General features: G+C 66.8%; 26 protein-coding genes. 13 read left to right on the forward strand and 13 right to left on the reverse strand.

Annotation, left to right across the window (positions count from 1 at the left end; translation table 11 throughout):
* Positions 1-31: 31 nt before the first annotated feature.
* Positions 32-994, forward strand: a complete 963-nt coding sequence (locus QO033_RS18125; RefSeq protein ID WP_284482376.1) for a DMT family transporter — start codon at positions 32-34, stop codon at positions 992-994.
* Between the two features lie 33 nt (positions 995-1,027).
* The gene (locus tag QO033_RS18130; protein ID WP_284482377.1) at positions 1,028-2,359 is read left to right on the forward strand and encodes an NAD(P)/FAD-dependent oxidoreductase; all 1,332 of its coding nucleotides are present in this window, start codon (positions 1,028-1,030) and stop codon (positions 2,357-2,359) included.
* A gap of 57 nt (positions 2,360-2,416) precedes the next feature.
* Here QO033_RS18130 and QO033_RS18135 read toward each other — a convergent pair whose 3' ends face one another.
* Positions 2,417-3,349, reverse strand: coding sequence for an MBL fold metallo-hydrolase (locus tag QO033_RS18135; RefSeq protein ID WP_284482378.1), 933 nt, complete (start codon positions 3,347-3,349; stop codon positions 2,417-2,419).
* Between the two features lie 101 nt (positions 3,350-3,450).
* Complete coding sequence (locus QO033_RS18140) at positions 3,451-3,648, reverse strand: DUF2267 domain-containing protein (protein ID WP_284482379.1); 198 nt, start codon at positions 3,646-3,648, stop codon at positions 3,451-3,453.
* A gap of 347 nt (positions 3,649-3,995) precedes the next feature.
* On the opposite strand from QO033_RS18140, the gene gltX reads away from it, so the two are divergent.
* The gene (gene gltX / locus QO033_RS18145) at positions 3,996-5,321 is read left to right on the forward strand and encodes a glutamate--tRNA ligase (RefSeq protein ID WP_284482380.1); all 1,326 of its coding nucleotides are present in this window, start codon (positions 3,996-3,998) and stop codon (positions 5,319-5,321) included.
* On the opposite strand, the gene QO033_RS18150 is transcribed toward gltX, so the two are convergent.
* Positions 5,318-5,887, reverse strand: coding sequence for a gamma-glutamylcyclotransferase family protein (locus QO033_RS18150; protein WP_284482381.1), 570 nt, complete (start codon positions 5,885-5,887; stop codon positions 5,318-5,320). The two genes, gltX and QO033_RS18150, sit on opposite strands and share 4 nt — an antisense overlap.
* A 145-nt stretch (positions 5,888-6,032) precedes the next feature.
* On the opposite strand from QO033_RS18150, the gene QO033_RS18155 reads away from it, so the two are divergent.
* A complete protein-coding gene (locus tag QO033_RS18155; RefSeq protein WP_284482382.1) occupies positions 6,033-6,479 on the forward strand; it encodes an RrF2 family transcriptional regulator in 447 nt (148 codons plus the stop codon).
* Positions 6,480-6,510: 31 nt separating this feature from the next.
* On the opposite strand, the gene QO033_RS18160 is transcribed toward QO033_RS18155, so the two are convergent.
* Both QO033_RS18160 and QO033_RS18165 read right to left on the reverse strand, forming a co-directional pair.
* Complete coding sequence (locus QO033_RS18160; RefSeq protein WP_284482383.1) at positions 6,511-9,042, reverse strand: ABC transporter permease; 2,532 nt, start codon at positions 9,040-9,042, stop codon at positions 6,511-6,513.
* Positions 9,039-9,734, reverse strand: coding sequence for an ABC transporter ATP-binding protein (locus QO033_RS18165; protein ID WP_284482384.1), 696 nt, complete (start codon positions 9,732-9,734; stop codon positions 9,039-9,041). Before QO033_RS18165 ends, QO033_RS18160 begins: the two co-directional genes overlap by 4 nt.
* Before the next feature lie 67 nt (positions 9,735-9,801).
* On the opposite strand from QO033_RS18165, the gene QO033_RS18170 reads away from it, so the two are divergent.
* The gene (locus QO033_RS18170) at positions 9,802-10,434 is read left to right on the forward strand and encodes an arylesterase (protein WP_284482421.1); all 633 of its coding nucleotides are present in this window, start codon (positions 9,802-9,804) and stop codon (positions 10,432-10,434) included.
* A 119-nt stretch (positions 10,435-10,553) separates the two neighbouring features.
* Here QO033_RS18170 and QO033_RS18175 read toward each other — a convergent pair whose 3' ends face one another.
* The 3 genes from QO033_RS18175 to QO033_RS18185 all read right to left on the reverse strand — a co-directional run bounded on the left by QO033_RS18175 (position 10,554) and on the right by QO033_RS18185 (position 11,921).
* Positions 10,554-10,760 carry a cold-shock protein gene (locus QO033_RS18175; RefSeq protein WP_284482385.1) on the reverse strand — a complete coding sequence of 69 codons (207 nt, stop codon included), beginning with the start codon at positions 10,758-10,760 and terminating at the stop codon, positions 10,554-10,556.
* A 206-nt stretch (positions 10,761-10,966) separates the two neighbouring features.
* Positions 10,967-11,542 carry a L,D-transpeptidase gene (locus tag QO033_RS18180; protein WP_284482386.1) on the reverse strand — a complete coding sequence of 192 codons (576 nt, stop codon included), beginning with the start codon at positions 11,540-11,542 and terminating at the stop codon, positions 10,967-10,969.
* 100 nt (positions 11,543-11,642) lie between these two features.
* The gene (locus QO033_RS18185) at positions 11,643-11,921 is read right to left on the reverse strand and encodes a hypothetical protein (RefSeq protein WP_284482387.1); all 279 of its coding nucleotides are present in this window, start codon (positions 11,919-11,921) and stop codon (positions 11,643-11,645) included.
* Between the two features lie 290 nt (positions 11,922-12,211).
* Between QO033_RS18185 and trxC the strand changes: the two genes are divergently transcribed.
* Positions 12,212-12,637 carry a thioredoxin TrxC gene (gene trxC, locus QO033_RS18190; RefSeq protein ID WP_284482388.1) on the forward strand — a complete coding sequence of 142 codons (426 nt, stop codon included), beginning with the start codon at positions 12,212-12,214 and terminating at the stop codon, positions 12,635-12,637.
* A gap of 54 nt (positions 12,638-12,691) precedes the next feature.
* On the opposite strand, the gene QO033_RS18195 is transcribed toward trxC, so the two are convergent.
* Together QO033_RS18195 and ettA are read right to left on the reverse strand one after the other, a co-directional pair.
* Positions 12,692-13,381 carry a hypothetical protein gene (locus QO033_RS18195; RefSeq protein WP_284482389.1) on the reverse strand — a complete coding sequence of 230 codons (690 nt, stop codon included), beginning with the start codon at positions 13,379-13,381 and terminating at the stop codon, positions 12,692-12,694.
* A gap of 190 nt (positions 13,382-13,571) precedes the next feature.
* Positions 13,572-15,227, reverse strand: coding sequence for an energy-dependent translational throttle protein EttA (ettA, locus tag QO033_RS18200; RefSeq protein WP_284482390.1), 1,656 nt, complete (start codon positions 15,225-15,227; stop codon positions 13,572-13,574).
* A gap of 284 nt (positions 15,228-15,511) precedes the next feature.
* On the opposite strand from ettA, the gene QO033_RS18205 reads away from it, so the two are divergent.
* The 3 genes from QO033_RS18205 to dacB all read left to right on the forward strand — a co-directional run bounded on the left by QO033_RS18205 (position 15,512) and on the right by dacB (position 18,664).
* Positions 15,512-16,351: a siderophore-interacting protein gene (locus tag QO033_RS18205; RefSeq protein ID WP_284482391.1), complete on the forward strand. Its 840-nt coding sequence runs from the start codon at positions 15,512-15,514 to the stop codon at positions 16,349-16,351.
* Positions 16,352-16,424: 73 nt separating this feature from the next.
* The gene (locus tag QO033_RS18210) at positions 16,425-17,057 is read left to right on the forward strand and encodes a nicotinate-nucleotide adenylyltransferase (protein WP_284482392.1); all 633 of its coding nucleotides are present in this window, start codon (positions 16,425-16,427) and stop codon (positions 17,055-17,057) included.
* A gap of 107 nt (positions 17,058-17,164) precedes the next feature.
* On the forward strand, positions 17,165-18,664 hold the full coding sequence (gene dacB, locus QO033_RS18215; protein ID WP_284482393.1) for a D-alanyl-D-alanine carboxypeptidase/D-alanyl-D-alanine endopeptidase: 1,500 nt from the start codon (positions 17,165-17,167) through the stop codon (positions 18,662-18,664).
* Positions 18,665-18,718: 54 nt separating this feature from the next.
* Here dacB and QO033_RS18220 read toward each other — a convergent pair whose 3' ends face one another.
* Positions 18,719-19,087: a tellurite resistance TerB family protein gene (locus QO033_RS18220; RefSeq protein WP_284482422.1), complete on the reverse strand. Its 369-nt coding sequence runs from the start codon at positions 19,085-19,087 to the stop codon at positions 18,719-18,721.
* 173 nt (positions 19,088-19,260) lie between these two features.
* On the opposite strand from QO033_RS18220, the gene QO033_RS18225 reads away from it, so the two are divergent.
* Both QO033_RS18225 and QO033_RS18230 read left to right on the forward strand, forming a co-directional pair.
* On the forward strand, positions 19,261-20,835 hold the full coding sequence (locus tag QO033_RS18225) for a lysine--tRNA ligase (RefSeq protein WP_284482394.1): 1,575 nt from the start codon (positions 19,261-19,263) through the stop codon (positions 20,833-20,835).
* A 183-nt stretch (positions 20,836-21,018) separates the two neighbouring features.
* On the forward strand, positions 21,019-23,304 hold the full coding sequence (locus QO033_RS18230) for a glycosyl hydrolase family 28-related protein (RefSeq protein WP_284482395.1): 2,286 nt from the start codon (positions 21,019-21,021) through the stop codon (positions 23,302-23,304).
* A gap of 33 nt (positions 23,305-23,337) precedes the next feature.
* Here QO033_RS18230 and QO033_RS18235 read toward each other — a convergent pair whose 3' ends face one another.
* Together QO033_RS18235 and QO033_RS18240 are read right to left on the reverse strand one after the other, a co-directional pair.
* On the reverse strand, positions 23,338-23,838 hold the full coding sequence (locus QO033_RS18235; RefSeq protein WP_284482396.1) for a HugZ family pyridoxamine 5'-phosphate oxidase: 501 nt from the start codon (positions 23,836-23,838) through the stop codon (positions 23,338-23,340).
* Between the two features lie 201 nt (positions 23,839-24,039).
* Entirely contained in the window at positions 24,040-24,711 is a 672-nt protein-coding gene (locus QO033_RS18240; protein WP_284482397.1) for a hypothetical protein, read from the reverse strand.
* A gap of 162 nt (positions 24,712-24,873) precedes the next feature.
* On the opposite strand from QO033_RS18240, the gene parA reads away from it, so the two are divergent.
* Both parA and QO033_RS18250 read left to right on the forward strand, forming a co-directional pair.
* Positions 24,874-25,509 (forward strand): ParA family partition ATPase, encoded by a 636-nt coding sequence (gene parA, locus QO033_RS18245; RefSeq protein WP_284482398.1) that lies wholly within the window; start codon positions 24,874-24,876, stop codon positions 25,507-25,509.
* Between the two features lie 47 nt (positions 25,510-25,556).
* Positions 25,557-25,877 carry an antibiotic biosynthesis monooxygenase family protein gene (locus QO033_RS18250; RefSeq protein WP_284482399.1) on the forward strand — a complete coding sequence of 107 codons (321 nt, stop codon included), beginning with the start codon at positions 25,557-25,559 and terminating at the stop codon, positions 25,875-25,877.
* Positions 25,878-25,951 lie beyond the last annotated feature (74 nt).

Below are 25,951 nucleotides of genomic sequence, written 5' to 3' on the forward strand. Positions count from 1 at the left end.
GGGCTCATTGACGGTTCAGGAGGGTTTGCCGGTGGTTCATCATCCCGCATTGCAGGGCCTGGCGCCTTCGACCCTGCGGCTCTGGCTTGCCGTGCTCGGGGTCGGGCTGTGCTGGGGGGCGACCGGACCGTTGTCCAAACTGGCGGTCTCCACCGGGCACGGCGCCATCGGGATCTCGTTCTGGAACACGCTGCTGGCGGCGCTGGTGACGACATCGATTCAGGTTCTGCGCCGGCGGCGGCTGCCCCTCAGTCCGCGCCACATCCGGTTCTTTCTGGTCTGCGGCCTGCTGGGCACGGCGCTGCCCAGCAGCCTTTCCTATACCGCCTATGCGCATCTGCCGGTCGGCGTCACGGTGATGCTGCTGTCGGCGATTCCGATGGTGACGCTGCTGCTGGCCTGGCCGCTGGGGCTGGAGGCCCCGTCGGCAGGCCGGGTCCTGGGGCTGGGTCTGGGTGCCGCGGGCGTGGCGCTGATCGTGCTGCCGGGCAGCAGCCTGCCGGACCCGTCGCAGGCGATCTGGATCCTGGCGCCGCTGGCGGTGGCGATTTCCTATTCCGGCGAGAATATCGTCATCGCCAAGTCCGAGATCCGCGACCTCGGCCCGTTGTCCACGCTCTGCGGGCTGAGCTGGGGGGCGCTGGCGCTGCTGACGCCGGTCATGCTGGTGACGGGCGCCGGTTTCGATCTCACGGTTTTCGGCCCGCCGGAGCTGGCGGTGCTGGGCATCACCGCGCTGAACATGGTGGCCTATGCCGGCTATATCTGGCTGATCGGCCGGGCCGGGCCGGTGTTCGCCGCCCAGGTCGGCTATGCGATGACCGGCACCGGGGTTCTGCTGGGTATGGCGTTCTTCGGCGAACGGCATTCGGTCTGGGTCTGGGCGGCGCTGGCGGTGATTGTTCTGGGGCTGACTTTGGTGCAGCCGCGGCAGCCGAAGGCGGTTGCCGTTACGACACCCGCGCCGGTTCCACAGGGACCTGCGAAAATGTGATGCGCCCGCTGGCGCCGGTCCTATAGTCGCGCCATGCCCGGACCTCAGTTGACCCCCTTTGTTTCCGATCCCGATCTGCCGCCGCGTGTCGATGTGGTGGTGATCGGCGGCGGTATCGTCGGCACCTCCACCGCGCTTGAGCTGGCGGAGCGCGGCTTGTCCGTCCTGCTCTGCGAAAAGGGCGAGATCGGCGGGGAGCAATCCAGCCGCAACTGGGGTTGGGTGCGTCTGTCGATGCGCGATCCGCGCGAGATCCCGCTGATGATCGAGGCGCTGCGGCTGTGGGAGGGGCTGGACGCCCGCGTCGGCGGCGCCACCGGCTATCGCCGCGCCGGCATCCTGTTCACCGCCGCCGATACGAAGACCTTTCGGCAGCAGGAGCGTTGGGCGGAAAACCTGCGGCCATATCAGATCGAGGCGCGGATGGTCTCTGGCGCGGACCTGGACGGGCTGCTGCCGGGGCGGCAGATCGGGCTGAAGGGCGCGCTCCATACACCGCTGGACGGGCGGGCCGAGCCGCAATGGGCCGCTCCCGCCGTGGCCGAGGGCGCGCGCGCCGCCGGGGCCGCCGTGCTGACCGGCTGCGCCGTGCGGGCCGTCGATCTGGCCGCCGGGCGGATTTCCGGGGTCTTCACCGAAAGGGGCCGCGTCGCCTGCGAGGCGGTGGTGCTGGCCGGCGGGGCCTGGTCGCGGCTCTTTGCCGGCAATGCCGGGATCGCGCTGCCGCAGCTCAAGCTTTTGAACACGGTGATGCGGACCTCTGCGGTCGAGGGCGGGCCGGAGGTGTCGGTCTGGGCCGATCGCTTCGCGTTGAGGAAACGCGCCGATGGCGGCTATACCGTCGCCTCCGGGGTGGAGAATACCTGCGATCTGGTGCCTGACAGCTTCCGGCTTATGCGGGCGTTCCTGCCGGCGTTGTTCCACGAATGGTCGAGCCTTAGCTTCCGGCTGAGCGGTCGCTGGCGCGAGGAGGCGAGGATGCCGCGCCGCTGGGCGCCCGGCGATGTGACGCCCTTCGAAACCTGCCGCGTTCTCGATCCCGCGCCGTCGGAGAAGGTGCTGAAATCCTGCTGGGCCGAGGCGCAGCGGGCCTTCCCACTGCTGCAGGGCGCGCAGATGCTGCAAAGCTGGGGTGGCATGATCGATGTGACGCCGGACGCGGTGCCGGTGATCTCAGCCGTGGAGGGGATGGCCGGGATGCATATCGCCACCGGCTTCTCCGGCCATGGCTTCGGCATCGGGCCGGGGGCCGGGCGACTGATGGCCGATCTGGTGACCGGGGCGGCGCCAGTGGTGGACCCGACCCCGTTCCGGCTGTCGCGGTTCAGCGACGGCAGCCGCGTCACGCTCGACAAGGGGTTCTGACCCCGCCCGGCGTGGGAGGCACCCGGTTCGGGCACCTCCCGTCTGACGGCGGGCGGATCACATCATCTGATAGCTCACCGGGACGAAGCGGAACCCGTCGCCGCGTGCCTCGACGAAACCGGCGGCGGGGAAGGGCATGTGATAGCCGATCATCGGCAGCCGGTCGGCGGCCAGCATGCCCAGCACCTTGCGGCGCGAGGCGGTGGCGGCGGCCTTGTCCATGTCGAACTGCACTTCCCATTCGGGGTGGGCGAAGGACCAGACATAGTGGTTGGCCAGATCGGCGGTCAGCACCAGCTGCTGGCCGTGGCTTTCCAGCCGGTAGGACATATGCCCCGGCGTGTGGCCGAAGGTCGCCATGGCGGTGATGCCGGGAGCGACCTCTGCCCCGTCCTCGACAAAGCTCATCTTCTCCGCCAGCGGCGCGACGTTCTTCGCCATCAGCGCGCCGACCCCCTTGCTGGGGTCCGCCTTCGACCAGAAATCGTATTCCGCCCGACCGGTGACATAGCTGGCATTGGCGAAGGTTGGCGCGCCATCGGTCGTCAGCCCGCCGATATGGTCGGGGTGCATATGGGTGATCACCACCAGATCGATCTGATCGGGGCTGAGCCCGGCCTCCGCCAGCGCGGTGCCGATCCCGCCCTGACCCAGCCCGGTGTCGAACAGGATCCGGCGGCCGCCGCTTTCCACCAGCGTCGGGGTGAAGAAGAACTGCGCCATGTCTGTGGGGATGAAGTTTTCCGCCGAGACGCGGGCGAAATCCTCATCCGAGGCGCCGCCGCCGAAGATTGCCTGCGGGTTTTCGCGCGGGACAGAGCCGTCGAGCAATGTGGTCACCCCCATTTCGCCCAGGGTGAAGCCGCGGGCGCGGGGCAGGCCGGTGCCGGCGGTGGCCTGTGCGCGGGCCGGCCGGGGCACGGCGGCGGCGGCCAGGGGCAAAGCGGCGGCGCCGGCCAGAGCGGCACGCCGGGTCAGGCTGAATGTCATGGTCTACTCCTCGCTGAAATGACTGAGCGGGAATCTAGGCTGCCCGCGTCACAGGTCGAGGCTGATATGCGAAAGAGGCGATATAAAGCGCGGCTTTTCGCTCAGGCGATGCGCGGGCCCAATTCGGACGGGTCGGCATCGGTATGCCAGAAGGCCGCGGCGCCCTGCGGGCAGGCGGCGACGGCGCTGTCGAAGGCGGCCGGCAGCACGGCGCGGCGCAGGGTCCAGGTGGTGGCCTCGATCGCGTTGTCGGGTGTCAGGTTGTGGTGGGGGCGCAGCGCCTTGGCCTCTGCCGTCATCTCCTGGCGGCTGCCGAAGGGCGCTGCGGCAGCGAGATATCCCAGTTCTCGACGAAGATAGCGCGTGGCACGCAGGGCAGAATGGGGGCGAAGATGAGCCCTGCTGTACCGAGACGCGGCGGCGGAACACGTAGAGCACCCCCTGCAGCGCGGTATAGGCGGTATTGTCCGAGATCAGCCCATGCGAGCCCTGGCGTCGTCCAGCATGACGCGCCATTCGCGGCTGGCCTGTCGGTAGGTGTGCGGCATCGGCATGGCGGCCTCCCCTTCCGTGTATGGCCGAACGGCGGCCCGAACTGGACAAATCCATACCTCTGTGACAAATGGCCGACAACAGGAGACGCCCCATGACCACCACCCGTTTTGCCCCGTCGCCCACCGGCTACATCCACGTCGGCAACCTGCGCACTGCGCTGATGAACTATATGATCGCCCGCAAGTCCGGCGGCACCTTCATCCTGCGCATCGACGATACCGACCAGGAACGCTCGAAACAGGAATATATCGACGGCATCCAGCAGGACCTGGAATGGCTGGGGATCAGCTGGGACCGGATGGAATATCAGTCCAAACGGCTGGACCGCTATCATGACGCCGCCGATAAGCTGCGGGCGATGGGGCGGTTCTACGAGGCGTTCGAGACGCCGACCGAACTGGACCTGAAGCGCAAGAAGCAGCTGAACATGGGCAAGCCGCCGGTCTACGATCGCGCCGCTCTGGACCTGTCCGAGGCGGAGAAGGACGCGCTGCGCGCCGAGCGGGGCAATGGCGTCTGGCGCTTCCTGCTGAACCGCGAGCGGATCGAATGGGAGGATGGCATCCTCGGCCCGATCTCGATCGACGCCGCCTCGGTCTCCGACCCGGTGCTGATCCGCGGCGATGGCCAGATCCTCTACACGCTCGCCTCGGTGGTCGACGACATGGAAATGGGCGTGACCAACATCGTGCGCGGCGCCGACCATGTGACCAATACCGCGACCCAGATCCAGATCATCGAGGCCCTGGGCGGCACCGCCCCGGCCTTTGCCCACCATTCGCTGCTGACCGGCCCGCAGGGCGAGGCGCTGTCGAAACGTCTGGGCACGCTGTCCCTGCGCGATCTGCGTGAGCAGGGGGTGAAGCCGATGGCGCTCTTGAGCCTGATGGCGCGGCTGGGGTCCTCAGATCCGGTCGAGCTGCGCAGCAGTTTCGATGAGCTGATCGAGGGATTCGACATCTCGCGCTTTGGCGCGGCACCGACCAAGTTCGACGTTCAGGACCTGTTCCCGCTGACCGCGCATCACCTGCAGTCGCTGCCGCTGGAGGCGGTGCGGGCCGAGATCGACGCGCTTGGCGTGCCGGCCGATCTGGCCGAACCCTTCTGGCTAATGGCGCGGGACAATATCACCACGCTGAAGGATCTGGACGGCTGGTGGACGCTCTGCCGCGACGGGGCGGAGCCGCTGATCGACGACGAGGACAAGGATTTCATCGCCGAGGCGATGACGCTGCTGCCCGAGCCGCCGTTTACCGCCGAGACCTGGGGCGAATGGACCGCAGCGGTGAAGGCCGCCACCGGCCGCAAGGGCCGTGGCCTGTTCATGCCGCTGCGCAAGGCGCTGACCGGCATGAACCACGGGCCCGAGATGGCGGCGCTGATGCCGCTGCTGCAGAAGGTGCGGGCGAAGGCCTAAGCCGCGGGGACGACCGTCGCGCCCAGCAGGGCCAGGTGGTCGTCCACGACCTGACGTTCGCGCGGGCTGAGCGCCTGGTTGCGCGGATAGCGCGGGGCGGCGCGGTCGTTCAGGATCGGCGCCTCCCAGCCGTCGGTGGTGGCGAAGAATCGTTCGGCGCCGGCGATGCCGAATTCGCGCAGATAGCCCTGCACCACCACATCGAGATAGCTCATCAAGATGGGATGGCGCCGGTCGTCGCCGGTGCGGCTGCGATCGGGCACGGCATAGACCGCGATTTCGATCTCGCGGTCGAGCGTGTGGGTCACCGCCGCTGTCGCGGGCAGCCGGTCATAGGCCCATTCGCGCTGGTCCAGCGCCTCCCAGTCGCCACCGGGGACATGGGCGATCATGCCCTCGATCTCGCTTCCGGGGTCGGGGATCGCGGTCAGAAAGGCGACCTGACGCAGGTCGGTGTGCCGCCAGGCGCGGCGCCAGCCGGCCAGCCGTGCCGGATGCGGATCGGCGAAATCATGGGTCGCCGAATTCACCAGGCTGCCGTAGCCGAAGAAATAGGGATCTGCCATCTGCGGGCCTCCGCTTGCCGTGAATCCGCGATTGATGTATGTCAAACCGCCATTTTGCGAAAGATGTCATAAGCTCTTCACCCAGCCAGTCCTGGCGCCCCTTTCCGGGGTGGCAGACAGCCAGCTACAACGGAGAGGTACGCCAGTGCGGATCACCAAGAGAACCAACATCGCAATTCGCCTGTTGATGTATTGCGCCGCCCATGAGGATCGCCTGGTCACCAAGGCCGAGATCGCGGAAAGCTGCAATGTCTCGGAAAACCATCTGGCGCAGGTCATCAACCAGCTGAGCCAGCTGAAGTACCTGAATACCCAGCGTGGCCGCAATGGCGGCATGAGCTTGGCGCGGCCGGCCGAAACCATCCGGATCGGCGAGGTGTTCCGCCTGCTGGAGGGCGGCTTGCCGCTGGCCGAATGTTTCGCCGATGCCGACAACACCTGTCCGCTGGTGGCCGCCTGCCGGCTGCGTCTGGCGCTCATGGATGCGGCGCAGGCCTTTTATGCCTCGCTGGACGAGGTGACGCTGGATGCGCTGATCTGCGACAACCTCGATTTGGTAAAACTGCTGCAACCGGTGACCTGCGGCCGCTGACCCGGCCCGCACCGCGTTGTTGGCGCCGGGATCATTCCCGTGCGCGCAGGGTTTGCGCCGGCCGCGCCGCCAGCGGCCGCCAGGCGAAGAGCAGGCCGGCCAGAAGCGTGGCCAGGATGCCGCCGGCCACCACCAGAAGGGCAGAGGGCCAGATCACCGTGAAGTCGGTGTCCAGAACCTGTTGGGTGATGGCCCAGGCCGCGCCCAGCCCGGTGGCCAGCGCCACCAGCCCGGCCGCTCCGCCCAGAATGGCGCTGCGCAGCGCGAAGCTCAGCAGGATGCGCAGACGGGCGGCGCCCAGGGTCTTGAGGATCGCCGCCTCATAGGTGCGGGCACCGACCCCGGCGGCGGCGGCACCGATCAGCACCAGAAATCCGGTGACCAGCGAAATCCCCGCGCCCCAGCGGGTGGCGGCGGAGATGCCCGAGAGCACCTCTGCCACCCGGTCGATGGCGTCGCGCACCCGGATCGCGGTGATATTGGGGAACTGACCGGCCAGATCGCGCAGGATCGCTGCCTCTGCCTCAGGATCGGCATAGACGGTGGCGATGAAACTGTGCGGCGCACCGGATAGCGCGGCAGGGTTCATCGTCAGAACGAAGCCCATGCCGGCGGTGGAAAAATCGACCTCACGGAAGCTGGTGATGGTGGCGGTGATGTCCCGGCCGAGGATATTGACGGTCATCTGATCGCCGAGCTGCAGGCCGAGTTCCGCGGCTTCTTCGGCGGCGAAGCTGATCTGCGGCGCGCCGGCATAGTCGCTGGGCCACCATTGCCCGGCGGTGATCCGGGTGTTGGCGCCGGGGGCGGCGGCATAGGTGATGCCGCGATCGCCACGGACCACCCAGTGATCGCCCGCCACCTCGCGCGCGGGTCTGCCGTTGATGCGGGTGATCACCCCGCGCAGCATCGGCGCGCTTTCGACCTTGTGCACGCCCGGGTCGTCCTGAAGCCGGGCGAGGAAGCCGGGCATTTGGTCCTTCTGGATGTCGACGAAGAAATAGGAGGGGGCGACCTCGGGCAGATTGCCGGAGATCGCATGGCGCAGGTTGCCGTCGATCTGGCCGACTGCTGAAAGCACCGAGAGGCCGAGGCCGAGCGAGAGCACCACCGATCGGGCGCCCTCCTGCCGCGAGCCGATGGCATCGAGCGCCCATCTGAGCGCCGGGCGACCCCGCGCCAGCGGCCCTAGGCGGCGAGCCAGGTGTCGCAGCAGCCCGGCGGCCAGCGCCAGGGCCAGAAGCGCCACGGCGATCCCGCCCGCGGTCCAGAGCGTCAGCCGCCAGGTCCCGGCAAAGAGCGCCGCCAGGGTGATGAGCAGGGCCAGTGCCGCGCCGATGGCGATCAGATATCGCGGCGCCGGCCACAGCCTGGCCCCGGAGAGCGCCTCGCGCAGGAGGGTCGCGGCGCGCACCTCCTCGGTCCGGGCCAGTGGCCAGAGGGTGAAGATCAGCGCCGTCAGCGCGCCATAGAGCGCCGCCTCCGCCAGTGGCCGGGGATAGAGCGCGAAGACCGCCGGCACCGGCAGTTCCGCCCCGATCAGCGGCCCCAGCAGTAGCGGCAGCAGCCCGCCCAGCGTCACCCCGAGGCCGATGCCGATCAGCGCCAGCACGCCGATCTGCAGGAAATAGGTCAGAAAGATCGTTGCCCGGTCGGCTCCCAGCGTGCGGAGCGTGGCAATCACCGCCGTCTTGCCGGCCAGATAGCTGCGCACGGCGGCGGAAACGCCCACGCCGCCCACCGCCAGGCCGGAGAGGCCGACCAATACCAGAAAGGCGCCCAGACGGTCGACGAACTGTTTCACGCCGGGAGCGCCGTTGCGGGCATCGCGCCAGCGCATGCCGGTGTCGGCGAACTGGTGGCGGGCGGCGCCGGCCAGCTGGTGCAGATCGCTGCCCGGCGGCAGGTCCAGTCGGTATTTGGTGGAATAGAGCGTACCGGGGGCCAGCAGGCCCGATTGCGCCAGCGCCGGCGTGGCCACCAGCGTGCGCGGCCCCAGCGCGAAGCCCGCCCCAGCGCCATCGGGTTCCTTGAACAGCGTCGCCATCAGCACGAAGTCCTGGGTGCCGAGACGGAAGCGGTCGCCGGGGGCGATGCCCAGCCGGTCGCTCAGCACCCGTTCCATCACCCCACCGGGCAGCCCGTCCTGTCCGGCCAGCGCCTGGTCCAGCGGCATCTCGGGGGCAAGCCGGACACTGCCGACCAGCGGGTAGGCGGTATCGACCGCCTTGACCTGAGTCAGCGCGCGCTCTGCCTCTCCCTCATGGTCGACCAGCGCCATCGACCGGAAATCGACGATCTCCGAAACCCGGTCGGCGGTCTCTGCCATCCAGGCGCGTTCTGCCTCGCTGGCGAAGCGGTAGGTGAATTCCATCTCGGCATCGCCGCCCAGCAGCGCGGCGCCTTCGCGTGCCAGCCCGGTTTCGATCGCGGCGCGCACCGATCCGACGGCGGCAATGGCGGCAACCCCCAGTGTCAGGCAGGCGAGGAAGATGCCGAAGCCGCGGACACCGCCGCGCAATTCGCGGCGGGCGAAGCGCAGCGCCAGTGTCAGCGCCCTCATTCGGCGGCGTCCCGCGCCGCGTCGGGGTCGAGCCGGCCGTCGCGCAGCCGCACCACCCGGTCGCAGCGGGCGGCGAGCTCGGGCGCATGGGTCACCAGCACCAGCGTGGCGCCATGGCGGTCGCGCAGCGCGAAGAGCATGTCCATGATCGCGCGCCCGTTGGTTTCGTCGAGATTGCCGGTGGGTTCATCGGCCAGGAAAATCTGCGGTCGCGGGGCGGAGGCGCGGGCCAGCGCCACCCGCTGCTGTTCGCCGCCCGATAGCTCGGCCGGGTAATGGCCGGCGCGATGGGCCAGGCCGACCGCCTCCAGCTCGGCCTCGGCCCGGGTGAAGGCATCGCGGTGGCCGGCCAGTTCCAGCGGCGTCGCCACATTTTCCAGCGCGGTCATGGTGGGGATCAGGTGGAAGGATTGGAACACCACCCCCATGTGATCGCGGCGGAACCGTGCCAGGGCATCCTCGTCCATCGCGGTCAGGTCATGGCCCAGTGCGGCGACGCTGCCGCCGGTGGCCCGCTCCAGCCCGCCCATCAGCATCAGCAGCGACGATTTGCCAGAGCCGGAGGGACCGATCAGGCCCAGGGTTTCGCCTGCCGGAACGCTGAGGCTGATGCCATGCAGGATATCCACCCGACCTGCATTGCCATTCAGCGATAAAGCCGCATCTTTGAGCGAGAGGATCGGGTCGGGCATCGGCAGGTCCTGAGCAGCGGGCGGTTTCTTGGGATATGGAGCGCGGGACTGAATGTACAAGTTTGTCATGGCATTGATCCTGACCTTTTGTGGCGCGTTGGCCACGGCGCAGGCGGTGCGGGCCGAGGTCACGGTGGCCGCCCTCGGCGACAGTCTGACGCAGGGCTACGGGTTGCCGGAGGCCGATGGCTTCGTGCCGCAGATGCAGCGCTGGCTGCGGGCAGAAGGCGCAGAGGTGGTGCTGATCAATGCCGGGGTCTCGGGCGATACCACGGCCGGTGGCGCCGCCCGGGTGGACTGGACGCTGAGCCCGGAGGTTGATGCGATGATCGTCACGCTGGGCGGTAACGATATGTTGCGGGGGATCGATCCGGCCGTCTCGCGCGCCAATCTGGATCGGATCCTGGCCGCTGCGGACACGGCCGGGGTCAGGGTTCTGCTGATCGGGATGCAGGCGCCGGGCAATTACGGGCCCGAGTACAAGGCCGCTTTTGACGCGATGTACCCCGAGCTTGCCGCGGCGCATGGGGCGCTTTACGCCGAGAGCTTCTTTGCCGGGCTGACCGGAGAGAGCGGCGATCCGGCGGCGCTGGGGCGCTTCATGCAGGCCGATGGCATCCATCCCAATGCCGAGGGCGTCCGGCGGATCGTGGCGGCGCTGGGGCCCAGGGTGCTGGAGCTGGTGGGCGCGGTGGAATGAGCCGGGAACAGGGTCGCTGAGACGAAAACCCCCTCCCGGGCGGGCCGGAAGGGGGCGAAATCTGCAGACCTCGGGGCGGGCCTCAGTTCAGCGCGCGCTCCGACGGGTCGGGCCGTGATTTAGGCCAGGACCAGGTTGACTGCCGATTCACGGCCGTCGCGGCCGGATTGCAGATCGTAGGTCACTTTCTGGTTGTCGGCCAGGCCGGTCAGGCCCGAACGCTCAACGGCGGAAATGTGCACGAACACATCCTTGCCGCCGTCTTCCGGTGCGATGAAGCCATAGCCTTTGGTCGAGTTGAACCATTTGACGGTGCCGTTTGCCATCGTCGTTTCTCCTGTTTAAGTCTCTGCCCGCAAAATGCGACAGCTCGGCTCGGTCGTAGCAAGATCGAAGACTGAGCCTTGTGGTAGGAGCAGTAGAGTCGATAGCGTAACGTTGCGCCCGATAGATGGAACGCGAGATGATGTCACGCAAGGGGGCAGTGCCGCGATTTTCCCGGGCGTAGCAAATCCGCCGCAGAGTCTGTGCGTCAGAGCACGTTGACCACCGTGCCCAGCGGGACCCGTTCATATAGGTCGATCACATGGTCATTCAGCATGCGGATGCAGCCATTCGACCAGCTCTGTCCGATCGACTCGGGCTGGGTGGTGCCGTGGATGCGGAAATAGGTATCGACCCCGTTCTGGAACAGATAGAGCGCGCGGGCCCCCAGCGGGTTTTCCGGGCCACCGGGCTGGACATAGGTGTTGCCCTTGAACCGGCCATAGCTGCGCGGGTCGCGCTCGATCATCTCGTCGGTGGGGCGCCAGGTCGGCCATTCCCGCTTGGCGTCGATGGTGGCGGTGCCGGTGAACTCAAGCCCGGCCTTGCCGACGCCGACACCATAGCGGATCGCGGTTCTGGGCTCGGTCACCCAGTAGAGGTAATAGGAGCGCGGCAGGATCAGCATCTGGCCGGGCAGGAAATCTTTCCGGATGCGGACATATTGCGGCGTCGGGTCAAAGACCTGCTCCTGCGCCGGGGCGATTTCGGGCCACAGCAGCGGCAGCGCACCGGCGGCGCTGGCGGTCAGGGCGGTTGTCAGGAAGGAACGGCGGGTCTGCATGATCGGTCCTGGCGTGGTTTCTGGTTCCCCCACTATAGGGACGGAGGGCCCCGCCCGGTCAACGCCTTTGACGGCGCGCCGGGCGCTGTGGCCACGGGGATCAGCCGGGCAGCAGGCCGGCGGTCTCCATCGCTTTGAGGATCCGCGTCAGCCGGGCCTGTCGCTGGCCCATGGCGTGCAGCCGCATCGCCAGCCAGAAGGCGAAGAGCGCCCAGACCGGCAGGGCCACCCAGGCCAGTTGCATCAGCAGAGCGGCGGCCATGAAGAGGGTGGCGGCCATCAGATATTGTACTGACAGCCGGCGGTGGCGCCGCAGGTCGGTGTCGGGATCGTGCAGATGGGCCGCGATCCAGTCCAGATCCTCCTGGGTCAGCTCCATGTCACGGCGCCTCCGGCTGATCGTGTCGGGTGGCGATGCCGCGGTGGCGGATCAGGCGGGCGGCGGGTGACAAAATAGGCTCTGCCATGGTGAACCCCTTGGATAAATTGATGAACTAAGACTTTGGAATGCGGTGAGCCTGCGCGGGAGACAAGCGTTGCACAATGGGAAAACTCAGGCTTTTGTGTCAAACTTGACGATATCACCGGGGCCGGACGGACGTCTTGTCGGACTGGTCCGGCAGACTTATATGGTTTTGTGAATGTGTTTTCTGTCGAAAGGAACGGATCATGGCGGGCAAGAAACTAACCTGTCTGCACTGCGGCCAGCTGAACCGGGTGCCGGAGGAGAAGCTGATGGCGGGAGCCAAATGCGGCACCTGCGGCGAGGCGCTGCTGCCGGCCAAGGCAATCGAGGTCGATCCGGCGGTTCTGGCCAAGGCAGCAAAGAACGATGACTTGCCTCTGGTGGCGGATTTCTGGGCGCCCTGGTGTGGACCGTGCCGGATGATGGCGCCGGAATTCTCCAAGGCGGCGGCGAGCCTGGAGGGCAGGGCGCGGCTGGTGAAGCTGAACACTGAGGACCACCAGGCCGCCGGCATGAAATACGGCATCCGCGGCATCCCGACGATGGTGGAATTCGCCGGCGGGCGCGAGGTGAAGCGCCAATCGGGCGCCATGCGCGAGCCGCAGATCATCGGCTGGATCGGGGCATAAGCCGCTCTTCGCGGGGGACTCCTCAGCCTTCTCCCGGTCAGGGGAGCGGGGGGATCAGAAGCTGAGGGTGGTGATGATCCGGGCGGGCGCCAGCGGCGCGCCCTTGGCATCGGTCATCGCCCGCAGCCCGCGCAGGCCCGTGCCGGGGATCGCGGCCTCGGCCTGGGCGCGATGCGCGTCGCTGACCCGATCGGCGGTGCAGGCGCCTTCGGCCCGCCAGCGACTGTAGGAAATCGGTCCGGCCACGGCCCCCGCGATCACCTGCGGCGCCACATCGTTGGCGGCCACTTGGCCGGAGGCGATCAGCGCCTGGATCGCCTCGCCGATGATCTCGGCGCTTTCCTTGAATTCCATATCGGCAATGGCGCGCTCGGCCTGGGTCGGGGTGTCGTCGGTCAGGCAATGGCGCGCGACGAACAGCCAGTCGTGGATCATGTAGGCCGGCGCATAGCCCCAGGGGGAGAAGCCGTTGAACATCTGACCGGCGCGGGGGATCGAGCCGCCATCGGTATAGATCATCTCGGGCCGGATTTCCTTGGGTACGGCGCCGTCGCCCCGCACCAGCCGCAGCGGATCGCGCGGGTTGGGGACATAGACGAATTTTCCTGCGCCCTCGGTCGCCGATCCTTCCCCCACCCACATGACGAAGACGGTGCCCTTGATCTCCCCCTCCGGAAGGGCGTCGTAATCCACCCAGCCGCAGGCGGCGAGAAGGAGCGGGAACAGCAGGGAGAGGCGGCGCATGGGGAACTCCGGCGGTTTGGGAAATTGTGCCGGAGCGAGGGAGGTTTGGGAAGGGGCGCGTTTTGATTGAAACGGAGAGGGTCGCGGCTGGATGAGCCGGGCGAGGGCGGATCGTCTTTGACCCGGGAGCCGCAAAATGGAACGCCCGCCGAAAGGGGCGGGCGTTCCGGAGGCTACATCAGCGGCAGAATTACCGCGTGAATTTCTTGTACTTCAGCCGCTTGGGCTCCAGCGCGTCCGGTCCCAGCCGGCGTTTCTTGTCTTCCTCATAGGCGGTGAAGTCGCCTTCGAACCATTCCACATGGGCCTCGCCCTCAAAGGCGAGGATGTGGGTACAGATACGGTCGAGGAAGAAACGATCGTGCGAGATCACCACGGCGCAGCCGGCGAAATCGACCAGCGCGTCTTCCAGCGCCCGCAGGGTTTCGACGTCGAGGTCGTTGGTCGGTTCGTCGAGGAGGATGACGTTGCCGCCCTCCTTCAGCAGCCGGGCCATATGGACGCGGTTGCGTTCCCCGCCCGACAGCAGGCCGACTTTCTTCTGCTGATCGCCGCCCTTGAAGTTGAAGGCGGAGCAATAGGCGCGGGAGTTCATCTGGGCGTCGCCCAGTTCGATCACCTCGGCGCCGCCGGAGATCGCCTCCCACACGGTATCGTCGGCGTTCAGATCGTCGCGCGACTGGTCGACATAGGCCAGCTTCACCGTATCGCCGCATTCGACGGTGCCGGCGTCGGGTTGTTCCTGACCGGTCAGCATCTTGAACAGGGTCGATTTACCGGCGCCGTTGGGGCCGATGACACCGACGATGCCACCCGGCGGCAGGCTGAAGGACAGATCCTCGATCAGCTGCTTGTCGCCCATGTGTTTCGACAGGTGTTCGACCTCGATCACCTTGTTGCCCAGGCGCGGGCCGTTGGGGATGACGATCTGGGCGCGGGTGATCTTCTCGCGCTCGGACTGGTTGGCCAGGTCGTTATAGGCGTTGATCCGCGCCTTCTGCTTGGCCTGGCGCGCCTTGGCGCCCTGCCGCATCCAGTCGAGTTCGCGTTCCAGCGTCTTCTGGCGCGCCTTGTCTTCCTTGGCCTCATGTTCCAGCCGTTTGGCCTTCTGCTCCAGCCAGGCGGAATAGTTGCCCTCGTAGGGGATGCCGCGGCCGCGGTCGAGCTCCAGGATCCAGCCGGTGATGTCGTCGAGGAAGTAACGGTCGTGGGTGACGATCAGGATGGTGCCCTTGTAGTCGATCAGGTGCTGCTGCAGCCAGGCGATGGTCTCGGCGTCGAGGTGGTTGGTCGGTTCGTCGAGCAGCAGCATGTCGGGCGCTTCGAGCAGCAGCTTGCAGAGCGCGACGCGGCGGCGTTCCCCGCCCGACAGGGTGGAGACATCGGCATCGTCCGGCGGGCAGCGCAGCGCCTCCATCGACACATCGACCTGACTGTCGAGATCCCAGAGGTTCTGGCTGTCGATCTCGTCCTGCAGCTGGGCCATCTCATCCGCGGTCTCGTCGGAGTAGTTCATGGCCAGTTCGTTGTAGCGGTCGAGGATGTCCTTCTTGGCCTTCACCCCGAGCATGACGTTTTCCCGCACGGTCAGGTTTTCGTCCAGCTGCGGTTCCTGCGGCAGGTAGCCGACCTTGGCGCCCTCGGCGACCCAGGCCTCGCCGGAGAAATCCTTGTCGATCCCGGCCATGATCCGCATCAGAGTGGATTTACCGGCGCCGTTGACGCCGACCACACCGATCTTCACCCCGGGCAGGAAATTGAGATGGATGTTCTCAAAGCACTTCTTGCCCCCGGGGTAGGTCTTGGAGACACCCTGCATGTGGTAGACGTATTGATAGGCGGCCATCTGGTCAGCTCCGGCTTTGGGACATCGGCTTAGGTGTCTATCCAGTCGGCGGCCCAAGGGCAATATCCGGCTTGGCCGCGGCATCGCATTCCCTGCCCTGCCGAAGGGGGGAAAGGGCGGGCGCCGGAAAGGCGCGACGCAGTTCGGCAGGATGCGTCGAAGGAATGGGCATCTTCGGCGATTTGCCGCGCCAAACCGGCGGAAACCGGGTGCAGGGGTTGAAACCTGACTTGAATGCTCAGAAATAAGAGGCCGCGCCTATCGCGCAGAAGGAGAGACGTTCCATGTCCGCACAGACCCCGCCCGCCGCCGCGCCGTCGTCCATTCCCAACCTCAGACGCCCGGCGCAGAAACGCCCGTCGGCCCGGGTGGTGACCGTCGCGGACACGCAGCGGATCAGCCCCAATATGATCCGCCTGACCCTGACCGCGCCGGAGCTGGCGAATGTGCCGCTCGGCTGCGAGGGGGCGAACTGCAAGATCCTGCTGCCTGAGCCGGGGGAGGCGCGCGAGGCCTTTGCCGCCCGGTTGAGCGAGGGGCAGCGGCCGGTGACGCGGACTTATACAGTGCGCTACTGGCGGCCGGAGCTGCTGGAAATGGATGTCGATTTCGTCGATCACGGCGATGGCGGGCCGGCCAGCGCCTTCGCCCGGGCCGCCGAGCCGGGCGATTTCTGCGCGCTGGCGGGGCCGGGCCCGGCCAAGATCACCGATTTCGTCGCCGACTGGTATCTGGTCGCTGCCGATATGTCGGCGCTGCCTGTGGCTGCGGCGGTGCTGGAGGCGATGCCGCGTGATGCCAAGGGGATCGCGATCTTCGAGATCACCAGCCCCGAGGATCGTCAGGAGATCGATGCGCCGGAAGGGATCGAGCAGCATTGGCTGCTGCAGCCCGATCCGCATGTGCCCTCTACCGTGCAGGAGGAGATGATCCGCGAGCTCGACTGGCCGGCCGGCCGGGTGCAGACCTGCATCGCTGGCGAAAGCGGCGTGATCAAGGCGCTGCGGGGATTCCTGCATCAGGAGAAGGGGCTCGACCGGGGCGACACCTATATCTCCGGCTACTGGAAGATTGGCCTGGTGGAAGACGAGCACCAGAAGATGAAACGGGCCGAAAACGCCTGAGCGCCGATCCTCCGGTTTCGGCTGGACCGTCCGAAGCACGCGCCTTAGGGTCGCGCGCCAGAGGAGTTCGGGCATGAGAAACGGGTATCCCCCCGCCGCGCGTGGACAGGCTGTCGGTCTTTTCGGGGGATCCTTCGATCCACCTCATGCCGGCCATGTGCATATCAGCCGCGAGGCGCTGACGCGGTTCGGGCTGGACCGGCTGTGGTGGCTGGTCAGCCCCGGAAACCCGCTGAAGGCCGAGGGGCCGGCGCCGCTGGCCAGCCGGATGGCGCGGGCCCGCGCGGTGATGCAGGACCCGCGTGTCACCGTCACCGATATCGAGGCCCGGCTGGGCACCCGCGCTACCGCCGATACGCTCGACGCCCTGCGCCGGGCTTATCCCGGGGTGCGCTTCGTCTGGCTGATGGGGGCGGACAACTTGGCGCAGCTGCATCGCTGGCAGAACTGGCGGCGCATCATGGACAGCGTGCCAGTGGGGGTGCTGGCGCGGCCGGGCGACCGGATTTCGGCGCGAATGTCGCCGGCGGCTCGGATCTACCGACAGGCGCGGCTGTCCAGTGCCGACAGCCATCTGCTGGCGCGCGCCGCGCCGCCGGCCTGGTGTTTCGTAAACGTGCCGATGGTCGATCTCAGCTCGACCCAGATCCGGGCGGCAGGGGGCTGGCATCGCCGCCGTCCCGGCGTGGGGGAACCGCAGGACTAGGGCGGGGCTGCGCCGGAGTGTCCCGGAAAAACCCCATTCCGCCCGCTTGTCTGCCGCGATGAGCTGGGATTTTATGTCTGTCACGGGAGCAAGAGGGCCAGCGCAGGATGACGACAGACCGGGTTTCGAGACGGCAGCTTCTTGGCACTCTGGCGGCGGCGGTCGCCCTGCCTGCGGCGGCCACGGCGGGGCCTCCGGCGGTGTCGTTGCGACCGCATCTGCGGGCGGGGGATTTCGCGGCGCGGGCCGCCGGTGGTGCCGAGGGGCTGATCGCGCGGTCGGGTTTGCCGGGAGAGGTCGTCTGCGCGGTGGCCGATCCCCGCAGTGGCAAGATGCTGGAAAGCGTGCAGGGCAGCGAGGGGCTGCCACCGGCGAGTGTGGCGAAGATACTCACCACGCTCTACGCGCTGGAGCGGCTCGGGCCGGATTATCGTTTCGCCACCCGGCTGATCGCGACCGGCCCGGTGCAGAACGGCGTGCTGCAGGGCGATCTGGTGCTGGCGGGCGGCGGCGATCCGACACTGTCGACCGACGATCTGGCGCGCATGGCCGCGGAGCTGAAAGCCGCAGGCGTGCGGGAAGTGCGTGGCCGGTTCCGGGTCTATGACGGCGTGCTGCCCTTCGTTCAGAGCATAGATGAGAGCCAGCCGGCGCATCTGGGCTATAGCCCGGCGGTGTCCGGCATCGCGCTGAATTTCAATCGGGTGCATTTCCAGTGGGCGCCGGCTGGCAAGGGCTATAGCGTGGCGATGGATGCGCGCAGCGACCGGTATCGCCCGGAGGTGGCCATGGCACGGATGCGAATCGCCAATCGTCAGCTGCCGGTCTATACCTATGCCGATCGCGACGGGATCGACGACTGGACCGTGGCCCGTGCTGCACTGGGCAAGGGCGGGTCGCGCTGGCTGCCGGTACGCAAGCCGGCGGCCTATACCGGCGATGTCTTCCGTACCCTGGCGCGGGCCTATGGCGTGGTACTGCCGGCGGCGCAGGTCGGCCGCAGTCTGCCGGGCGGCACCGTGCTGATCACCCATCAGAGCGATGCGCTGCGCGATGTCCTGCGCCTGATGCTGAAGTATTCCAACAACCTGACCGCAGAGATGGTGGGCATGACCGCCAGCGCCAGCGGCGGCAAGACGCCGGATTCGCTGCGCGCCTCGGCGGCGGAGATGAACCGTTGGGCCGCCGACCGTCTGGGCATGAGCAACACCCGGATGGTCGATCATTCCGGCCTGGGCGATGCCTCGCGCATGACGGCGGGGGATCTGGTCTCGGCGCTGGTGCAGGTGCGTCGGCAGAATATCCTGCGACCGTTGCTGAAACCCTTCCCGATGCGGGATGCGCGCGGGCGGATCATGCAGAACCATCCGATCAAGGTCGACGCCAAGACCGGGACGCTGAATTTCGTCTCCGGTCTGGGCGGGTTCCTGACGGCGCCGAACGGCAGGGAGCTGGCCTTTGCCATCTTCACCGCCGATCCGGCGCGGCGGGCGCGGAGCAAGGACAGCGATCAGGAGATCCCGCAGGGCGCGCGCAGCTGGAACCGCAAGTCGAAGGCGCTGCAGCAGCAGCTGATCGAACGCTGGAGCGCGGTCTACGCCAGCTGAGGCGCTAACCCCGGCCACGCGCCTCGGGCCGGGGATACTCAGGTCAGGTGACGTTCAGGTCAGGTGACGGGCCCGGGCGCCGCGTTCGATGGCGGCGGCATGCAGCCGGTCGATATTCAGCTCATAGCGGATTTCTTCCAGCAGCCGCAGCTCGGTCTCGGCCAGGGTGCCATCGGCGGCGGCGACGTCGCAGGCCAGCGCATAGGCGGTTTCGAACAGCCGTTCCGGCAGGTCGCCGCGGATCAGCCCGAACAGCGCATCCAGCCCGTCCTCCTGCTCGAAGAGGTCGAAGACGATCTGCGACATCTGGTTGATCCGGTCGATATCGTATTCGGCGAAGACGGGCAGGTTGTTCACCGCGGCCTGGATCTTGACCAGTTCCACGGTGCGGATGTTCTCGTCCGAGGCGGAGACGGCGATCATCAGGGCAACAAGGCAATCCTGTGCGCTGAGCACGTGCTGTTCGGGGGTAGTCACTGGGAGATCCTCGGTTTTACGGGCGTTGCTGCTCAAAATATTGACGCCGCACCGCCAGCACAATAGGTAGCGGCGTCAGATCGCGCGGGGTGCGCGATCCTTCTTTTTCGGAGTTTGAAATGTCCAACCTGCGCGAAGCCGCCCTGGAATCGAAAGCCTGGCCTTTTGAAGAAGCGCGCCGGGTCCTCAAACGGTACGAAAAGAAGCCGCCGGAGAAGGGCTATGTGCTGTTCGAGACCGGCTATGGCCCCTCAGGTCTGCCGCATATCGGCACCTTCGGCGAAGTGTTGCGCACCACGATGATCCGCCGCGCCTTCGAGGTGATCTCGGACATTCCGACCCGGCTGATCTGTTTCTCCGACGACATGGACGGCATGCGCAAGGTGCCGGGCAACGTGCCGCATCAGGAGATGCTGCGCGAGCATCTGCAAAAGCCGCTGACCTCCGTGCCCGATCCCTTCGAGGAATTCGAGAGCTTCGGCCATCATAACAACGCCATGCTGCGCCGCTTCCTCGACACCTTCGGGTTCGAGTATGAATTCTATTCGGCCACCGAGTTCTACAAGTCCGGCCAGTTCGACCAGACGCTGCTGCTGGCGGCCGAACGCTATGACGACATCATGAAGATCATGCTGAAGTCGCTGCGCGAGGAACGGCGCCAGACCTATTCCATCTTCCTGCCGATCCATCCGGAGACCGGCCGCGTGCTCTATGTCCCGATGAAAGAGGTGAACGCCAAGGACGGCACCATCACCTTCGACGACGACGACGGGCGCGAATGGACCCTGCCGGTGACCGGCGGCAACGTGAAACTGCAGTGGAAGCCAGACTTCGGCGCCCGCTGGGCGGCGCTGGGGGTCGATTTCGAGATGTACGGCAAGGACCATTCGACCAATACGCCGATCTACGATGGCATCTGCCGCGCGCTCAGTGCACCGGCGCCGGAGCATTTCACCTATGAGCTGTTCCTGGACGACAAGGGGCAGAAGATCTCGAAATCCTCGGGCAACGGGATTTCGATCGACGAATGGCTGACCTATGCCTCGACCGAGTCGCTGTCCTATTTCATGTATCTGAAACCGAAGACTGCAAAGCGGCTCTATTTCGACGTGATCCCGAAGGCGGTGGACGAATACCATCAGCAGCTGCGCGCCTATCCGACGCAGGAGCCCAAAGCGCAGCTGAACAACCCGGTCTATCACATTCACAATGGCGATGTGCCGGCCTCGACGCTGGTGGTGCCCTTCGCGATGCTCTTGAACCTCGCTTCGGTCTCCGGGGCGGAGGACAAGGCGCAGCTCTGGGGGTTCATCAACCGCTATGCGCCGGAGGCCTCGGCTGAGACCCATCCCGACCTGGATCAGGCTGCCGGTTTCGCGGTGCGCTATTTCAACGATTTCGTGAAGCCGGAGCGGAGCTATCGCGCCCCCAGCGATCTGGAGCGTGAGGCGCTGGTGGCGCTGCGCGCCGATCTGGCAGCCTACGACGGCCCGGTCGAGGATGAGGCGCTGCAATCGCTGGTCTATGCGGTGGGCCGTGACCGGTTCGATCCGCTGCGCGACTGGTTCAAGGCGCTCTACGAGGTGCTGTTGGGCGCCAGCCAGGGGCCGCGCTTCGGTGGGTTCATCGCGCTCTACGGGGTCGAGGAAACCATCGCGCTGATCGACAAGGCGCTGGCGGGCGAGCTGGTCTGACCGCGACCTTCCTGCTGAATTGTTGCACGCGCCGGCCGCAAGGCTGGCGCGTTTCGTGTTCTGGGGGGCTGTCCCTAATGCGGCGCGCGCCGGTCTGAGCCTCTCTTAACCGGTCCTTCCTATCCCTTTCGCCGGCGGTCGCGGCGCGACCCGGGCCGCGGCGGATCAGGGAAAGGGATTTCGATGAACAAGGCAATCACCGAGGGTCTGGTATTGATGCCCGCCCCCTTCGCGGCAGGGTTGGATCTGTGGTCCAGCGGCAACGGCACCCCGGGGTCGGACACCTATGAGGACGCGCTGAATGCGGCCTATGTGGCGGCGGATCAGGATTTCGACGGCTGTCTGGAGCTGCAGAAGATCGATACCGTGCAGAAGCTGCGGTACATGACCGAAACGCCGATCTTGCCGGGCTGCTATCTACGGATCACCGTGCGGATCAAGGCGATCAGCGGCAATTTTCCCACCGTGCGGATTGCCGGCTGGGCGGGCGATCGCGGTGGCGATCATGTCGGCGGGTTGACCGAGACGGCGGCGGAGGTCGCGCTGACCAGCTATGGCGAGATTGTCGAGCTCTCCGCCATCGTCGGCACCGGCAACCGCGGCGGTGTCGACATGGTCTGGGGCATGGCGGTGGATCACGGTCATTTCGGGCTGGACCTGACCGGCGCCAACGGTGGTGTCGTGCGGATCGACGATATCGAGATCGTCGATATCACCGGCGTGTTCCTGCGCGATATGCTGAGCCAGGTGGACGTGCGCGATTATGGCGCGCTGGGGGACGGCATCACCGACGACAGCGCCGCCTTCGAGGCCGCCGATGCCGCCGCCGATGGCCGCCGGGTGTTCGTGCCCGAGGGCAGCTACTGGCTGGGCGAGACCGTCACGCTGGACTCGGAGGTGGTCTTCGAAGGGAGGGTGACGATGCCGACGGAGGCGATGCTGCTTCTGACCAAGGATTTCGATCTGCCGCGCTATGTCGCCGCCTTCGGGAGCGAGGAGATTGCTTTCCGCAAGGCATTTCAGGCGCTGCTGAACAATTCGGACCACGAGAGCCTGGACATGGGCGGGCGCAAGATCACCGTCACCGGGCCCATCGACATGCAGGCCGCAGTGCCCAACAAGACCGCCTATTCGACCCGCCGGGTGATCCGCAACGGCCAGCTGGAGGCGGTGGAGAGCGCGGCCTGGGACACCGAGGTGGTGACCTCGAGGGCGACCTATGCCACGGAGGATCCCAAGCGTCTGACCGACGTGGACAATGTCGCCAATATCCCGATCGGCGCCCTGGTGGAGGGCAATGGTGTCGGCCGTGAGGTCTATGTCACCGACCGCCGCGTCGGCGCTGGCGAACTGACGCTGAGCGGGCCGCTCTACGATGCGGCGGGACGGCAGAGCTATACCTTTCGGTCATTCAAATACCTGCTGGATTTCAGCGGTTTCACCAATTTCAGCAAATTCTCCCTCTCCGATGTGGAGCTGCAGTGCGAGGGGCTGTGCAGCGCCATCCGGCTGGCCCAGACCGGCACCACCTTTCACCTGCGCGACTGTTTCATCTCGCGCCCGAAGGACCGCGGCATTACCTCGATCGCGACGGGCTGTCAGGGGATGCTGATCGACCGCTGCAATTTCCTGTCGGCGGAAGGATCGCTGACGGTGGAGGAACGCAGCTCCATCGCGCTGAACGCCAATGCCAACGACGTCAAGCTGCGCCACAACCGGGCCGAGAAATTCCGCCATTTCGCCTTTCTCGCCGGCAGCAACAATGTGGTGATCGGCAATCACTTCTTTCAGGGCGACGGCGAGGCCGACGGCGTGCGCACCGCCGGCATCATCTTCGCCCAGACCTATTGCAGCTCGACGCTGGTGGGGAACTATGTCGACAACTGCCATATCGAATGGACCAACGAACAGGACCAGATCCCGGACTTCGTCAGCGGCTATTCCTTCAGCGCGATGAACATCACCGACAATATCTTCCTGTCGGGGCGGGTCGCCTCCTGGTTCAGCTATCTGGTGGTCAAACCCTATGGCGCGGGGCATTTCCTGAACGGGATGAACGTGTCCGGGAATATGTTCCGCAGCATCAACGGCAGCATCGACCGGGCAGAACGGGTGGATGACAGTTTCGCCACGCTGGATTTCAGCAAGACCAAGAACGTGACCTTTGCCGGCAACAGCTTTCATGCGGTGAATGCGCAGGTGATGAACCCGCTCCGGGTGCGGCACAATCAGCCCAGCGTCGCCAGCAGCTGGACCATCGACCCCGAGGGAGAGCTGCCCTTCGGGGCCGAGGCGCGCGGGGTCGATTCCATCGTGGCGCTGGATCATATCCGCACCAGCGGCAGCACCGAGGTTTTCGAGATGCCCTATGTGCTGCTGCGTCAGGGCAGCGACAAGGACAAGGTCAAGCTGGTCTGGTCGCAGGCGCTGAGAGGTGAGGTGGCACTGAGCCTGCGGATCGATACCTGACGCGGGGCGCGCGCATGCGCTCGGGGCAGGGGGCTAGTCGCGGGCCGCCAGCCCCATATCCGCGGGTGTGAGGTGAAAGGCCCGGCCGAAGCCGCCGTTCAGCAGCCCCTTCTGCACGCTGAAGAGCGCGAAGCTGAAATCGGCGAAGCCGATGTAGAGCTGCGCCTTGGGGTGGGTGGACAGGTAATGCCGTGCCAGCCGTGCGTAGTCGGGATCGTCATGCGCGACGAAGCGGGCCCGTGCCAGAAGCGTCAGCCGGGGGTGGGTGAGCGGATCGCCGCGGGAACCGGGCTCTCCGACCAGAAGTGAGGCGGCGGGATCGGCCCTCAGGGCCCGGGTATGGGCGGCGAGGTCGGAGATCAGCGTCAGCGGCGTACCCTCGGGCGAGAGGCCGAAGGCCACCCGCGTCACCATCGGCCCGCCTTCGGGCAGCTGGACGGCCAGGGCGGCGATCCGCGCCGCGCTGAGCAGGTCGCGGGCCAGCGCGCGGGCCTCGTCATCGGTGGGGCGGATCGGATCGGGCTTTGTCGTCATGGGTCTGTCCTAGCCTCTGACGCGGAGGGGGGCCAGCCCCCCGGCCCGCGGCCGCCCCCCGGGATATTTGCAGCCAGAAACAGACGGTGGGGTGAACGGCATCCCGGAAACGCTCCGGAGGAGCGAGTCAGCCGCGAACGGGCGGACCCCGGAAGGCGTCCCTTCCTTCCACCGTGGCCCGGAGCGACCGGGAGAGGCTGCTCAGAACCGCTGCCAGAGGCCGATTTTCAGCCCGAGCGTCTGGTGGCCGGCGGATTTGCGTTCGAGGCCGATATGCCAGGTGCGCCGGTTCGGGGCGTCGATCAGCAGGCCGGGGATCACCGCCCAGAGCAGCGGCTGGCCGGCGATATGGGCGGTTTCCACCTGCAGGATCGGGCGGATGCGGGCGGGGGCGGAGAGGCCGAGGGTGGCATCGAGCTTGTGGATCGGCAGGGCGTCGCCGAAGCGGCGTTCGCGGCTGAGGTCGACCGCCATCCAGCCCCAGGCGCCGCTCCGGGTGGAAAAGCCTCGCCCGGCCGAGAGGGTCAGGCGGTACATCGGGTGCCAGGTGCCCTGCCAGTGGTGGCCGCCGACGGCAGCTTCGGTGGCGAACTTCAGCCGTGCCCCGGGGCGCGAGAGCGGCAGCCGGGCGAAGAGCGTGGCATGGCCGGAGCTGCCCGGGCGCTGGTTCAGGTCGAGGCCGAGAGAGAGCCCCGGGCCGAGACCGTGATCGGCATAAAGCGAGATCTCCCGCGCCGCCAGCGGATCGCCGTGGCGGGTGATCGCGGTGAGCGAGACGAAGGTCTCCCCCTTCTGCCGCAACCAGGCGCCGGCGATGGCGGGGAAAGGGCAGAGCAGAAACCAGAGAACCGTGAAACAGACCAGACAGCGCATGGGGCACCTCGGGTTCCAGCCTGTCGTGCGATGGTTAACGAATCCTTTAGGCGTGACGTGGCCGGTGGATTTCCCTGTCGTCCCACCGGGCGGCGGTGCGATTCCGATTGCGCTGGCGGTTCAGCCGCCTATCCTGCGGTGCAGCGTTGAGGCGAGGGCAGAATGGGATATGTGATTACCATCGCGCAGCAGAAGGGCGGTGCCGGCAAGACCACGCTGGCGGTCAATCTGGCGGTCGGTTTCGCCAAGGCGGGCAAATCCGTCGCGCTGATGGATACCGATCCGCAGGGCAGTGCCGGGCGCTGGTTCATGGCGCGGCTGGAAGACCGCGACGGCACGCCGGATCTGGATTTCTCCACCGCGTCGGCCTGGGGCGTGACCTATGAGGTGCGCAAACTGGCGGATGCGCATGATATCGTGATCATCGATACGCCACCGAAGGCAGACAGCGATCTGCGACCGGCGCTCCGGGCGTCTGATCTGGTGCTGGTGCCGGTGGCGACCTCGCATCTGGATCTCTGGGCAGTGGAAGTGGTGCTCTATCTCGCTGGGCGCGAAAGCAAGCCGGCGATGATCGTGATGACCCGCAACCGGCCGGGCACCCGGCTGGCCGGGGAGGTGGCGCAGAAAGCCTCCGAGCTCGAGGCGGATGTGGCGGAGGCCTCGATGGCCAACCGTGTCGTCTATGCCGAGACGCTGGGCCAGGGCAGGGCCGCGCTGGAGGCGCGCAAGGGGCCGGCACATGACGAGGTCAACGCGCTGGTGGCGGAAGTGCAGGCAGTGCTCGACCGGCTGTGACGATGTGCTAGCATGGGGCTCCGTCCGAGCAGCAGGAGGAGGAGCCGATGCCGACGATTTCCCGCGATTCCGGAGGTCAGACCGTTCTGACCACGTTTGAGACCACGCCGGGCACCTGTCAGGATTTGCTGGAGGCGCTGACCGAGGCCTATGAGGCGTTCATTTCCAAGCAGCCCGGGTTCATTGCCGCCGGGCTGCATGTGAATGACGCCCAGACCCGGATCGCCAACTATTCGCAATGGCAGCGGCGGGAGGATTTCCAGGCCATGCTGCGCACGCCGGAAATGCGCCGGCGCAACCGGGCCATCAACGATCTGTGCAAGAGCTTCGAGCCGGTGATGTACGAGGTTGCGGCGACCTTCGGCTGAGCGATCCCCGCTGGCCATGCGGGCGCCTGCCGCCGGGTCGGTGCCCGCCTCCGGCGCTGGCGCGGGCGGAATGT

This window comes from Pseudodonghicola flavimaris, from assembly GCF_030164425.1.
Lineage (GTDB): Bacteria > Pseudomonadota > Alphaproteobacteria > Rhodobacterales > Rhodobacteraceae > Pseudodonghicola > Pseudodonghicola flavimaris.